This is a genomic window from Pandoraea vervacti (genome assembly GCF_000934605.2).
GTDB lineage: Bacteria > Pseudomonadota > Gammaproteobacteria > Burkholderiales > Burkholderiaceae > Pandoraea > Pandoraea vervacti.
This window is the reverse complement of the sequence record NZ_CP010897.2, coordinates 5,446,053-5,459,102: the sequence shown is the minus strand read 5'-3', so window position 1 is coordinate 5,459,102 and position 13,050 is coordinate 5,446,053. Positions and strand designations below refer to the sequence as shown.

8 protein-coding genes, 1 tRNA gene and 2 riboswitches are annotated in these 13,050 nt (G+C 65.0%); of the genes, 6 read left to right on the top strand and 3 right to left on the bottom strand.

Going from position 1 to position 13,050, the window contains the following annotated elements; genetic code table 11:
• Window positions 1-113: 113 nt before the first annotated feature.
• Window positions 114-189, bottom strand: a tRNA-Arg gene (locus tag UC34_RS23805).
• A gap of 395 nt (window positions 190-584) precedes the next feature.
• On the opposite strand from UC34_RS23805, the gene UC34_RS23800 reads away from it, so the two are divergent.
• Window positions 585-1,478, top strand: coding sequence for a c-type cytochrome (locus UC34_RS23800; protein WP_044457442.1), 894 nt, complete (start codon window positions 585-587; stop codon window positions 1,476-1,478).
• 115 nt (window positions 1,479-1,593) lie between these two features.
• On the opposite strand, the gene UC34_RS23795 is transcribed toward UC34_RS23800, so the two are convergent.
• Entirely contained in the window at window positions 1,594-2,370 is a 777-nt protein-coding gene (locus UC34_RS23795; protein ID WP_044457441.1) for a metallophosphoesterase, read from the bottom strand.
• A 494-nt stretch (window positions 2,371-2,864) separates the two neighbouring features.
• On the bottom strand, window positions 2,865-4,973 hold the full coding sequence (locus UC34_RS23790) for a UvrD-helicase domain-containing protein (protein WP_044457440.1): 2,109 nt from the start codon (window positions 4,971-4,973) through the stop codon (window positions 2,865-2,867).
• A 438-nt stretch (window positions 4,974-5,411) separates the two neighbouring features.
• Between UC34_RS23790 and UC34_RS23785 the strand changes: the two genes are divergently transcribed.
• The 5 genes from UC34_RS23785 to UC34_RS23765 all read left to right on the top strand — a co-directional run bounded on the left by UC34_RS23785 (window position 5,412) and on the right by UC34_RS23765 (window position 12,946).
• Window positions 5,412-6,296 (top strand): hypothetical protein, encoded by an 885-nt coding sequence (locus tag UC34_RS23785; RefSeq protein WP_044457439.1) that lies wholly within the window; start codon window positions 5,412-5,414, stop codon window positions 6,294-6,296.
• 93 nt (window positions 6,297-6,389) lie between these two features.
• A riboswitch (glycine riboswitch) is annotated at window positions 6,390-6,486 on the top strand.
• An 8-nt stretch (window positions 6,487-6,494) separates the two neighbouring features.
• Window positions 6,495-6,607, top strand: a riboswitch (glycine riboswitch).
• Window positions 6,608-6,770: 163 nt separating this feature from the next.
• Window positions 6,771-7,877: a glycine cleavage system aminomethyltransferase GcvT gene (gene gcvT, locus UC34_RS23780; protein ID WP_044457438.1), complete on the top strand. Its 1,107-nt coding sequence runs from the start codon at window positions 6,771-6,773 to the stop codon at window positions 7,875-7,877.
• A gap of 74 nt (window positions 7,878-7,951) precedes the next feature.
• On the top strand, window positions 7,952-8,335 hold the full coding sequence (gene gcvH / locus UC34_RS23775) for a glycine cleavage system protein GcvH (RefSeq protein ID WP_044457437.1): 384 nt from the start codon (window positions 7,952-7,954) through the stop codon (window positions 8,333-8,335).
• Window positions 8,336-8,464: 129 nt separating this feature from the next.
• A complete protein-coding gene (gene gcvP / locus UC34_RS23770) occupies window positions 8,465-11,401 on the top strand; it encodes an aminomethyl-transferring glycine dehydrogenase (protein WP_044457436.1) in 2,937 nt (978 codons plus the stop codon).
• Between the two features lie 141 nt (window positions 11,402-11,542).
• Window positions 11,543-12,946 (top strand): L-serine ammonia-lyase, encoded by a 1,404-nt coding sequence (locus UC34_RS23765; RefSeq protein WP_044457435.1) that lies wholly within the window; start codon window positions 11,543-11,545, stop codon window positions 12,944-12,946.
• Window positions 12,947-13,050 lie beyond the last annotated feature (104 nt).

Below are 13,050 nucleotides of genomic sequence, written 5' to 3'. Positions count from 1 at the left end.
CCGGCGGGAAAACGGGAAAAAGGAAGCGGGACCGAAGGGAAACGGAACGGCGAAAACCGGGGGGATGCTGTGCCGACGGAGGGCGACGCGGCGTGAACGGTGCTGATTGCAATTGGCGCGCCCGACTGGAATCGAACCAGTGACCCTCGGCTTCGGAGGCCGATACTCTATCCCCTGAGCTACGGGCGCTGTGCTGACCACCGGTAAAGAAGAATGCGCGAGCGCGCGACCGGCAGGCAAAGAGGTAGAAGCATAGCGGTTTTGCCGCGTGGCGTCCATGCCCCGTGCATTCGCGCGCCCCACAATGCGGCAATTCGCTGCCGGACGCCCGTCCCGCGCGGAATTGACGTGCATGCAGTGCGTCCGCACTTTGCGCACGAAGCACGCGGAACACCGCTTTGCCTTTCGCGTAAGTTAGGGAAAATACGGGACTTTTTGCGGCGTCTGCGCACTGCCTTGGCGTGTCATCGCCTGAAGGTTTGTTGCTACAATGGTTCGTTATTTTGACTGGATCATGCCAGCTTCTGGTGCGGGCTATCCGGTGTGATGCACTCGGTTTCCACAAAAACTATTGAGAGATCCGCATGAGTGAAGCACATAACGAGCACGAGTCCCTGATCAAAACACCCAAGCAGCTCATCGCCGCCGTCATTGCCGGCTTCCTCGTTCCCATCGTCATCATCGTCTTGCTGGTCAACTATGTGGGCAACAATGCCCTGACCGGTGCGGGCAGTTCCGCCATGACCGAAAAAGCCATCGCCGAGCGCATTGCGCCCGTGGCGCACGTCGAGGTCAAGGACGCCAACGCGCCGCGTGTCTACCAGACCGGCGAACAACTCTACAAGGCCGTTTGCGCAGCTTGCCACGCGTCCGGCGCCGCAGGCGCGCCGAAGCTCGGCTCGACGGAAGACTGGGCGCCGCGCATCAAACCCGGTTACGACGAAATGCTCAAGATCGCGCTGGCCGGCAAGGGCGCCATGCCCGCACGCGGCGGCACCAGCCCCGACGATGTGACGGATTACGAAATCGGTCGCGCCATCGTCTACATGGCCAACGCCTCGGGCGGCAAGCTGCAAGAGCCAGCCGAACCGGCGAAGCCGGCCGCGGGTGCTGCCGCCCCGGCGTCTGCGCCGGCTGCCGCGTCGGGCGCCGACGCCGGAAGCGCTGCCGCAGCGGCGGCGGCCATGGCCTCGCTCAAGACCGCCGCACCGGCTGCCGCCAGCGCCGGCGGTAACCTTGAGGCAGGCAAGAAGCTCTACGACACCGTCTGCATGGCTTGCCACGCCAGCGGCGTGATGAACGCACCGAAGTTCGGCGACAAGGCGGCATGGGCGCCGCGCATTGCCACGGGCATCGACACGCTGCACAATGCCGCCATCAAGGGGCTGAACGCCATGCCGCCGAAGGGCGGAGCCGCCAACGCGTCGGACGACGACGTCAAGGCCGCCGTCGACTATATGGTGAGCGCGGCCAAGTAAGCGCCTCGCACGCTCGGACGCTCCCATGAAAAAATCCCCGCTTCGGCGGGGATTTTGCTTTCTGCTCTCGGCCGCTGCGCTCGGCCATTTCGTCCTGCCGATGGCGACGAGGGGATCACACCTTCACCACCTTCTGCGGATCGAACGCCGGGTTCTCGACCCGCCCCTCGAAACAGTAGCCGCGCGGATTGCACAGCACCCGCGTGTGCCCGACGCGATAGTCGAACGAATCGTGCGTATGGCCATGGACCCACAACGCGGCGTCCGACGGCTCGATGAGCGAGGTCAAATCCGAAATGAACGCCGGATTGACGAGCGAGCCCGCAAAGCGCGGATGAATGCTCTGCGGTGTCGGCGCGTGATGAGTGACGACGACAGTCGGGCCGTCGTGCGGCGTGGCGAGCACGCGCGCGAGCCAGGCCACGTTCTCGCGACACAGCGCGGCGCAATCGTTGGGCGTGAAGAACGGCAAATCCGACCAGGGGGCGGCGGGGTCCCCGACGCGTATGCGCGTGAAGTCCCGAACGAACTTCTGCGATTCCTCGATCACTGCGTCATGCTTGCCTTCGGCGTCGTACAACGCGAAGTCGCTCCACAAGGTGGTGCCGACGAAGCGCACGCCGCCGATCACCGCGGCGCCGCGCTCCAGCAGATGGACGTTGCTACCGGCGGTGAGGCGTCGCAATTCGGCCAGTGTGCCGGCAAGCGTCGCGCCGTAAAACTCGTGGTTGCCGGGGACATAAATGACCGGGCGCGGCAATTGCTTCGCCCATTCGATGGCCTGAGCCGGACGGCCGATGTCGCCGGCAAGAATCGTGACATCGGCGTCCACGTCGGGAATGGCCAGCGGGGCCACGGACAAATGCAGGTCGGACAGGATATGCAGTCTCACGCACCACGCTCCACAAAGACTTGAGGCCGGTGCCGCACACGCGTCGCTGCGGTGTGCGTCGGAGATGACGCCTGACGTTGCAGGAGGGTGTGGGCATTGGACCGAAATCAACGCATTTCACGTATTGTTTCGCCCATTTTTTACCGACTATCGCCCGCGCAGCAGCGATGGTCAAGATATCTTTGTCTTCGAAAGGATGGGGTTCTATAGTGAAACCTCACCTGATTCCACCTGACGAGAGGAGGCGAGCCTATGCGGAAATTGATGGTTGCAGTCCTGCTTTGTTTGACCGGTCTGGCGGGAGTCGTCGTGGCGTCGAGCCCGGCCGCCGCATGTGACCAGACGTCTTCGGGTAGTGGCAAGTAGCAGTTCGAGCAGCAAGCCAGCATTGGCTTCCCGGCGAGCCTGCCGCCGCCGACAGCCCCGGTAAGGACGTCGCCGTTCCTCAGACCAGCCCCCGCCCGCGGGGGCTCTTCGTTTCAGGCGCCAGATCATTAGGCGCCAGATGCGCCCGGCGTCTTGTTCGCGCCGCCGGCGAGCATCGCCTTGAGGCTGGCGAGCCGGTCCTTGGGCGACATGGGGGCGTCTTCGGGCGGCGGAGGCGGCGCTTCGTCGAGTTGCATCTCCGGCACGAAACGCGACACTTCGCACGAATAGGTTTCCCGTGCGCGCTTACGCTTTTTGCACCACGACAATTGCAGCGTTCGCTGCGCGCGCGTGATGCCCACATACATCAGGCGACGTTCTTCCTCGATCTTCTCGGCGGTAACTTCCTCGTCTTCGCGGATGTGCGGCAGGATGCCTTCTTCCACGCCGACGAGAAACACGTGCGGATATTCCAGTCCCTTGGACGCGTGCAGTGTCGACAGCCGCACGGCGTCGGGGTCGTCGCCGTCGCGACCTTCGAGCATCGACATCAGCGCGATGGTCTGCGTCAGTTCCATCAGACTCTTGGCATCGTCGTCCTGCGCGTCGAGCGAATCGAGGCCCTCGGCCGTGGCGGACACCTCGCTGCGCGTGCCCTTGCGCTTCATCCATTCGAGAAATTCCAGCACGGTGGTCCAGCGCGATTGCGCCTGACGCTCGTCGAACGTGTCGTACAGATAGGCTTCGTAGTGGATGCCTTCCATGAGATCGTCGATGACCTCGTTGGCGGGGTCGCGCGCCGCGCGCGCCGCAATGCGCTGGATGAAGTCGCAGAACGCGCGCAGCGGGTCCAGCTGACGCGGTTGCAAGCGGGCTTCGACCGCGCCCATGTAGACCGCCTCGAAAAGCGACACCTTGGCCTGCCCCGCAAAGCTGCCCAGCACTTCGAGCGTGGTGCTGCCCACCCCGCGTCGCGGCGTGGTGACCGCGCGAATGAAGGCGGGATCGTCGTCGGGGTTGGCAAGCAGGCGCAGATAGGCGCAAAGGTCCTTGATTTCCGCCTTGTCGAAGAAGGACTGGCCACCGGAGAGCACATAAGGAATGCGTTCTCGACGCAGCACCTGTTCGAAGATGCGCGCCTGATGGTTGCCGCGATACAGGATCGCGTAGTCGCGAAATTCCGCGCGGCGCTCGAACTTGTGCGCGGACAGACGGAAGACGACGGACTCGGCCTCGTGCTCTTCGTCGTTCATGGCGGTCACCGTGATCGGATCGCCGAGACCGTGTTCGCTCCACAGCTTCTTCTCGAAGATTTTCGGATTCTTGGCGATGACGTTGTTTGCCGCTGTCAGAATGCGCGACGTCGAGCGGTAGTTCTGTTCGAGCTTGATGACCTTGAGCGTCGGGAAGTCGACCTGCAATTGCTTGAGGTTTTCCAGCGTCGCGCCACGCCATCCGTAGATCGCCTGATCGTCGTCGCCCACCGCCGTGAAGGCGGCGCGCGGGCCCGCAAGCAGCTTGAGCAGGAGGTACTGGCAGGTGTTGGTGTCCTGATACTCGTCAATGAGCAGATAGCGCAACTTGTTCTGCCAGCGGTCGCGCACTTCCTCGTCGCGCTCGAAGAGCTCTGCCGGCAGACGGATCAGATCGTCGAAATCGACAGCCTGATAGGCCTGCAACGTCGCCATGTAATTGCGATAGACGACGGCGGCCTGATGCTCGTCGGCGGTTTCAGCGGCGGCCAGCGCCACTTCGGGCGTGACCAGACCGTTCTTCCAGAGCGAGATGGCCGTTTGCACGCCGCGAATCATCGCCTTGTCGGTCGTGCCGAGCTGTTCCTGAATCAGGCCGAAGCAGTCGTCGGCATCGAGAATCGAGAATTGCGGCTTGAGGCCGACGTTCTCCGCCTCGCGCCGAAGAATCTGCACGCCAAGCGAGTGGAAGGTACAGATCGTGAGCTGATTGACGGGGACCTTGCGGCCTTCCTTGCCGGGCGTGGTCAGCGTTTTGCCTTCGAGCTGCTTGGCCACCCGCTCGCGCATTTCGGCAGCGGCCTTGTTGGTGAAGGTCACCGCCGCGATATGTTTCGGCTCGAAACCCTTCGCCTCGATGAGCCATGCGATCTTCTGCGTAATGACGCGCGTCTTGCCGCTGCCCGCACCGGCCAGCACGAGACAGGGGCCATCGAAATAATGCGTGGCTTCGTTCTGGGCAGGATTGAGCGGGAAGGACGACATGGTGTGAAGCGATGGGGATGAAGAGTGAAGACGAAAGCAATGGCCGCGTGCCGCCTGTCGGAAGGGGTTGCCATTCGCCCGGTCGATGCGTTGAGCGCGAGGGCGCATGCGTCGGGTGGTGGGCAAGTCTATCACGCACGAGGCGCGGGGCCGTGACACCCCGAGGGCGTTGCCAACGCCTGCGGCACACACTGTGGGGTCGACGCGACGCGTCGCCCCGCATGGGCGGGGACACGCTGGCGTCGACATCGAGCGGGTGCCTATAATGAAAAACATTGCCATCGTGGTGAGGTCGCCGTGCAATGTCCAACCTGTGGGACGAACAATGCGACGCGTGCTCTGCGCTGTGTGAAGTGCGGGGCGCCCCTCGCGGATGCCGAACCGGGTTTCCGGGATGACGCGCTGGCCGCTACGGCCGCTACGGCCGCTACGGCGGCCATGGCGGCCACCCCTGCCGCCGCATCGGACCCCGGCGTGGCCAATGCCGACGGCGCAGCCGCTGGGCTCGGGACACCTTCGTCCAATACGACGTCGTCGTCGGGAAAGCGCGCACGACGTGAGCGCAGGGGCGAGCCCGGGTGGCTCAACAGTGCGCTGGTGATCGGCACGGCGTTGTTCGCCGCCATTGCCCTGCTCGGCATCTGGTGGAATCTGCGCGCGCCGTACGTCGATCCGGTGCCCAAGCCGCCTGGCGGTCTTGCCGTCACGCCCTTTAACGCCGGCAACAGTCTCCCGCTGGCATCGACGCCATCGACGGCGGCCAATCCCGCCAATGAGGCGTCGGCCGCGCTTGCACGGGCACAGGCGCTCGCGGCGGTGGACGCTGCGGCGTCCGGTGCAGCCGCCGAAATCGCCGCCACCACGAACCCGGTCCCTGCACCGCTGAGCGCGTCGGCCGCAACGGCGGCGCTGACCGCTGCCGCGACGACGCTGCCGTCTTCTTCATCGGCTCCGACCTCCTCCACTACGCAGGCGACGACAAAGGCCGCGCCGGACGAAATGATGCAACTACTCAGTCGGCAAGGCAGCGCGGCGGCCAACGGCGGGGCGACGCGCCCGAGCGCCAACGCCGATCTGCCCGCGCATTACGATGGCAACGACATCGGCCCGCTTGCGGCCGGGGAGGCGCCGCAGCACCCGGGGTCTGCGCCGGTGGCGTCCTCGCCGGCGGCGGCCACCACGATTGCGGCGGCGCTCGCTCAGTGCGAGCGCTATCGCTGGTTCGAAGTGATACCGAAGCAGCGCTGTATCTGGGCCGTGTGCAACGGAAGATGGGGCAAGGACGGGTGTCCGGCGGGCACGAATCCGGGGGAGTCGCGCTAAGGCGCCAAGGGACTGAGCGGCGTGCGGCCGATATCGAAAAACGAGCCGGATTTACGTCAAATTGACAGCCCCCGGCTTTCCCCGTAAAGTGCGCGAGCGTGGTCGGGAGAGCGCACCGGGAAGCACATGCCGGCGCCGCCGAAGGGGTAATACCCACAAACTCTCAGGCATCAAGGACCGTCCGCGCCGAAGGCATTGCCTTCGATCTCTGGAGAGCGGTTGCAGCGTGCAAGGCGCGCGGGCAGCCCACCGAAGGGGCCGGTCACCACGTACCGGGCAATCTCTCAGGTACCAAGGACAGAGGGGTCATCTCGCCAACTGGCATTGCGCCGGGCAAGTGCATCAGCACGTGCCGCATGCGCCAAGTGCCGGTCGTCGAGATGACCCCTTTTTGCATTTTCGGACACAGCGCACGCGATGCGGCGACGTCGTCCGGAATTCACGAACCTTGACGCCTGACGGCCAGATGCCCCGATGACCGAACTCAAACGCACTCCGCTCAACGATACGCACCGCGCCGCCGGCGCTCGCATGGTCGATTTCGGCGGCTGGGACATGCCCGTGAACTACGGCTCCCAGATCGAAGAGCACAACGCCGTTCGCACCGACGCCGGCATGTTCGACGTCTCGCACATGTGTGTGGTCGACCTGCACGGTCCGAGCTGCCGCGAATTCCTGCGCTTCGCCGTCGCGAACAACGTCGACAAGCTCCAAACCCCGGGCAAGGCGCTCTACACCTGCATGCTCAACCCGGGCGGCGGTGTGATCGACGACCTCATCATCTACTTCATCGCCGAAGACTGGTTCCGCATCGTCGTGAACGCCGGTACCGCCGACAAGGATCTGGCGTGGATCGGTCAGCTCAACGCGCACGGCGACTACAGCCTGACGATCACGCCGCGTCGCGATCTGTCGATCGTCGCCGTGCAGGGCCCGAACGCACGCACCAAGGTGTGGCAGGCGGTGCCGGGTGCGCAGGCGGCGAGCGTTGCGCTCAAGCCGTTCAATGCTGCGTTCGCCAAGGACACCCCCTTCGGCGAGCTGATGATTGCGCGCACCGGTTACACGGGCGAAGACGGCTTCGAAGTTATCGTGAACGCCGACCACGTGGTGGCGCTCTGGAGCGCACTGGCCGCGGTCGGCGTGCGTCCGGCCGGTCTGGGCGCGCGTGACACGCTGCGCCTGGAAGCGGGCATGAATCTCTACGGGCAGGACATGGACGACGACGTATCGCCGCTCGACGCCGGCCTGGGCTGGACTGTCGAGAAGGACAGCGATCGCACGTTCGTCGGCAAGGATTCGCTGCTCTCGCGCGGCCAGACGTGGCGCTTCGCCGGTCTCGTGCTCGACGGCAAGGGCGGCGTGCTGCGCGCGCATCAGGTCGTGGTGACGGACGCGGGCGACGGCGAAATCACCAGCGGAACGTTCAGCCCGAGCCTCCAGCAATCCATCGCTTTCGCCCGTTTGCCCAAGGGCGTGCCGGACGGCGCCATCGTCCATGTGCAAATTCGCGACAAGCAATTGCCCGCACGTGTGGTCAAATTACCGTTCGTGCGTCACGGCAAGGCCGTGGTGGCCTGAGATCGGCGCCACGGTGCGGCGACACGAATTACCGAAAACCGAATACCCCAAACACTGAATCCCGGAGCGTCAACATGGCGAACATCCCCGATAACCTGAAGTACACCCAGTCCGACGAATGGGCCCGCCTCGAAGCCGATGGCACCGTGACGGTCGGCATTACCGACTTCGCACAGGAATCCCTGGGCGACATCGTGTTCGTGGAGCTGCCGGACGTCGGCCGCACGGTGGCGGCCGACGAAGCGTCGACCGTGATCGAGTCGGTCAAGGCGGCGGCTGACGTGCACTCGCCGGTCAGCGGCGAAATCATCGAGGTCAACGAAGAAGTGCCGGGCTCGCCGGACCTGATCAACGGCGATGCGTACGGCAACTGGTTGTTCCGCGTGAAGCCGTCGAACACGGCTGAGCTGGACAAGCTGCTCGACGCCGCGGGATACGCGACGAAGATCGGCGCCTGACGCCGATGTGCGACGTCGCGAGGGCTTCGGTCCTCACGGCGTCGTGTGCCCCCGGGGCGACCTTGTGCGCGCCGGGGAGCCGTACCTCCCCCGCCGTCACTTGCCGTGAACGAACGAGAGATCTGACCCATGAATGCCTTGACTGACCTGCAAGCCCCGCGCCGCTCGCTCGCCGAGCTGGAGCAGCGCGAGAACTTCTCCGCGCGCCACATCGGCCCGGACACCCCCGAACAACAGGCCATGCTCTCCGAGCTTGGCTACGCCTCGCGCGCCGCGCTGATCGACGCCGTCGTGCCCGCCTCGATCCGCCGTAACGGCGAGCAGTTTGCCGCGTCGCTCGGCCAGTTCGCCGCGGCCAAGACCGAATCGCAGGCGCTGGCCCAACTGCGCGCGCTCGCCGACCAGAATCAGGTATTCAAGTCGTTCATCGGTCAGGGCTACTTCAATACGTTCACGCCCGGCGTAATTCTGCGCAACGTGCTCGAGAACCCCGCCTGGTACACGGCCTACACGCCGTACCAGCCGGAAATTTCGCAGGGCCGACTCGAAGCGCTGCTCAACTACCAGCAGATGATCATCGACATGACGGGGCTGGCGATCGCCAACGCGTCGATGCTCGACGAGGCGACCGCCGCTGCCGAAGCGATGACGCTGGTCAAGCGCACCGGCAAGTCGAAGTCGAACACGTTCTTCGTGGCTGACGACGTGCTGCCGCAGACCATCGAGGTGGTGCAAACGCGTGCCAAACCGCTGGGCATCGAAGTGCAGGTCGGCCCTGTGGCCGCTGCCGCCGAAGTCGATGCGTTTGGCGTGCTGGTGCAATACCCGGGCGTGGGCGGCGATGTGCGCGACTACCGTGCACTGGCGGACGCGATCCACGCCAAGGGCGGCATGCTGATTGCCGCCGCCGATCTGCTCTCGCTCACGCTGCTCACGCCGCCGGGCGAGTGGGGCGCGGACGTGGCCGTCGGCAACAGCCAGCGCTTCGGCGTGCCGATGGGCTTCGGCGGTCCGCACGCGGCTTATCTGGCCACGCGCGACGAACTCAAGCGTTCGATGCCGGGCCGCCTGGTCGGCGTGTCGGTCGACTCGCAGGGCAAGCCGGCGCTGCGTCTGGCGCTGCAAACGCGCGAACAGCACATCCGTCGCGAGAAGGCGACCTCGAACATCTGCACCGCGCAGGCGCTGCTCGCCATTATGGCCAGCATGTACGCCGCGTATCACGGCCCGCAGGGGCTGCGCGTCATCGCCGAGCGAGTGCACCGTCTCACGGCCGTGCTGGCCGCCGGTCTTGCCGCCCTGGGCGCCGCACCGCGCAACGCCACCTTCTTCGATACGCTGACGGTGCCCGTCGCCGGCCGTGCCGACGCCGTGCACACCGTGGCTGCCGCGCGCCGCTTCAACCTGCGTCGTGAAGACGCCGACACCGTGGGCATGTCGCTCGACGAGACCAGCACGCGCGACGATGTGATCGCGCTTTGGGAAGTCGTCGCCGAGGGCCTGGGCAAGAGCGCCGTATCGCTCGACTTCGACGCGATCGAGGCCACCGTCTCGAACGGTTTCCCGGCGGCGCTCGCGCGCCAGAGCGCGTACCTCACGCACCCGGTGTTCAACCGCTACCACTCCGAGCACGAAATGCTGCGCTATCTGCGCAGTCTGTCCGACAAGGATCTGGCGCTCGATCGCACGATGATCCCGCTGGGCTCGTGCACGATGAAGCTCAATGCCACGTCGGAAATGCTGCCGGTCACGTGGCCGGAATTCGGTCAGATCCACCCGTTCGCGCCAACGGAGCAGACCGTGGGTTATCGCACGATGATCGACCAGCTGGAACAGATGCTTGTGGCGGCCACCGGCTACGCCGCCGTGTCGTTGCAACCGAACGCCGGTTCGCAGGGCGAGTACGCCGGTCTGCTGATCATTCAGGCGTATCACGCCTCGCGCGGCGAAGCGCACCGTGACATCTGCCTGATTCCGGCCTCGGCGCACGGCACGAACCCCGCATCGGCGCAGATGGCCGGCATGCAGGTCGTCGTCGTCGCCTGCGACGCCAACGGCAACGTCGATCTGGCCGACCTGCAAGCGAAGGCCGAGCAGCATCGCGACCGTCTGGCTGCGATCATGATGACCTACCCGTCCACGCACGGCGTGTTCGAAGCGGGGGCGCGTCAAATCTGCGAGATCGTGCATGCGAACGGCGGTCAGGTGTATGTCGATGGCGCGAACATGAATGCCATGGTCGGCCTGTGCGCACCGGGCGAGTTCGGCGGCGACGTCTCGCACCTGAACTTGCACAAGACGTTCTGCATTCCGCACGGCGGTGGCGGCCCGGGCGTCGGTCCGGTGGCGGTGGGCGCGCACCTCGCGCAATTCCTGCCGAACCAGCGCTCGACCGGTTATTCGCGCACGGGTAACGAAGGCGACGGCATCGGCGCCGTCTCGGCCGCGCCGTACGGTTCGGCGTCGATTCTGCCGATCTCGTGGATGTACGTCGCCATGATGGGCGCGCAGGGCCTGACGGCGGCGACCGAGACCGCGATCCTGAATGCCAACTACCTCGCCAAGAAGCTCGCGCCGCATTATCCGGTGCTCTACACGGGCCCGGGCGGGCTGGTCGCGCACGAGTGCATTCTGGACCTGCGTCCGCTCAAGGACACCAGTGGCATTACGGTCGACGACGTCGCCAAGCGCCTGATGGATTTCGGCTTCCACGCGCCGACGATGAGCTTCCCGGTGCCGGGCACGCTGATGGTCGAGCCGACCGAGTCGGAGTCGAAGCACGAACTGGACCGCTTCATTGAAGCGATGGTCACGATCCGCGAAGAAATCCGTGCGGTCGAAGAGGGCCGTGCCGATCGTGAAGACAACCCGCTCAAGCACGCGCCGCACACGGCCGACGTCGTGACGGCCGACGAATGGACGCACGCTTACGCACGCAGCCAGGCGGCCTATCCCGTCAAGGCCCTGCGCGAGCGCAAGTACTGGCCGCCGGTCGGACGTGCCGATAACGTCTACGGCGACCGGAACCTGTTCTGCGCCTGTGTGCCGATGAGCGACTACGAGTAACCAGCGTCGCGAAGTCTTGGCAAACGGGGGCCGGCAGAAACATTGCTGGCCCCTTTTTGTCTCTATGGATGTCACGCGAATGCGCCGGATCGGTCGCATTCGATACGTCACAAATACGTTTCAGAACTTCAGGAAAGTGCCATGGCCGTTTCAGTTTTCGATTTGTTCAAGATCGGTATCGGACCGTCGAGTTCGCATACCGTGGGGCCAATGCGTGCAGCGCTGATGTTCGTGCAGGGATTGGATCGCGACGGGCTGCTGCCGCAGGTGGCGACGCTGCGCGCCGAGTTGTACGGCTCGCTGGGCGCCACGGGCAAGGGACACGGCACCGACAAGGGCGTGCTGCTCGGTTTCATGGGCGAGGCGCCGGATACGGTCGATCCGTCGACGATCGGCGCACGTCTCGCGACGATGCGCAAGGACAAGGTGCTGTCGGTGCTCGGCAAGCACGAAGTGCCCTTCATCGAGAAGGAGCACATGGTGTTCTACCGTCGCGAGGCGATGGCCGAGCATCCGAACGGCATGAAATTCCACGCCTTCGATGCGACGGGCAACAAGCTTCGCGAAGGGCGTTACCTGTCCGTCGGTGGCGGCTTCGTGGTGACGGCCGGGGCGTCGAACGCCCAGGTGCTCTCGGCGCACGACCAATTGCCGTATCCGTTCCGCACCGGAAAGGAACTGCTGGAGATGTGCCGTGCGAGCGGCAAGACGATTGCGCAGTTGATGTGGGAGAACGAGCGCGTGTGGCATCACGGCGAGCATGCGGAAGAAGACATTCGCCGCGGCCTGCTCAATATCTGGAGCGTGATGCAGTCGTGCGTGACACGCGGTTGCGGCATCGGCAACGACGAAGCCGACGGCGAACTGCCCGGCCCCCTGCACGTGCGCCGCCGTGCGCCGGAACTGTATCGTCAGCTGACGCAACGTGCGGAGCGCACGCTGTCCGATCCGCTGTCGGTAATGGACTGGGTGAACCTCTACGCGATTGCCGTCAACGAAGAGAACGCTGCGGGCGGACGCGTCGTAACCGCGCCGACGAACGGTGCGGCGGGCATCATCCCCTCCGTACTGCATTATTACGACCGCTTCGTGCATGGCGCGAACGAGCAGGGCGTGATCGACTTCCTGCTCACCGCAGGCGCCATCGGTATTCTGTACAAGCTCAACGCGTCGATCTCCGGGGCGGAGGTGGGTTGTCAAGGCGAAGTGGGCGTGGCGTGTTCGATGGCGGCAGGTGCGCTCGCGGCGGTGCTGGGCGGCACGGTCGAGCAGGTGGAAAACGCTGCCGAGATCGGCATGGAACACAACCTCGGTCTGACATGCGATCCGGTCGGCGGCCTCGTGCAGATTCCGTGCATCGAGCGCAACGCCATGGCGTCGGTCAAGGCGGTGAATGCCGCACGCATGGCGCTGCGCGGCGACGGCGCGCACTATGTGTCGCTCGACTCCGTCATCAAGACGATGCGCGAGACCGGCGCCGACATGAAGACGAAGTACAAGGAAACGGCACGCGGCGGATTGGCGGTGAATATCGTCGAGTGCTGATGACCTGATCGTTTGATCGTTGCGTCTTTCCCTGAATCCACACGGTTCGCGCCGTGTGGATTTTTTGCTTTTTGTCACGCGCTTTCTGATTCCGCAAACACCGC

Bases quoted from the DNA above. Each gene is read 5' to 3' on its own strand.
- UC34_RS23800 (WP_044457442.1), top strand. From the start codon at position 585: ATGAGTGAAGCACATAACGAGCACGAGTCCCTGATCAAAACACCCAAG.
- UC34_RS23790 (WP_044457440.1), bottom strand. From the start codon at position 4,973: ATGTCGTCCTTCCCGCTCAATCCTGCCCAGAACGAAGCCACGCATTAT.
- UC34_RS23785 (WP_044457439.1), top strand. From the start codon at position 5,412: ATGGCGGCCACCCCTGCCGCCGCATCGGACCCCGGCGTGGCCAATGCC.
- gcvT (WP_044457438.1), top strand. From the start codon at position 6,771: ATGACCGAACTCAAACGCACTCCGCTCAACGATACGCACCGCGCCGCC.
- gcvH (WP_044457437.1), top strand. From the start codon at position 7,952: ATGGCGAACATCCCCGATAACCTGAAGTACACCCAGTCCGACGAATGG.
- gcvP (WP_044457436.1), top strand. From the start codon at position 8,465: ATGAATGCCTTGACTGACCTGCAAGCCCCGCGCCGCTCGCTCGCCGAG.
- UC34_RS23765 (WP_044457435.1), top strand. From the start codon at position 11,543: ATGGCCGTTTCAGTTTTCGATTTGTTCAAGATCGGTATCGGACCGTCG.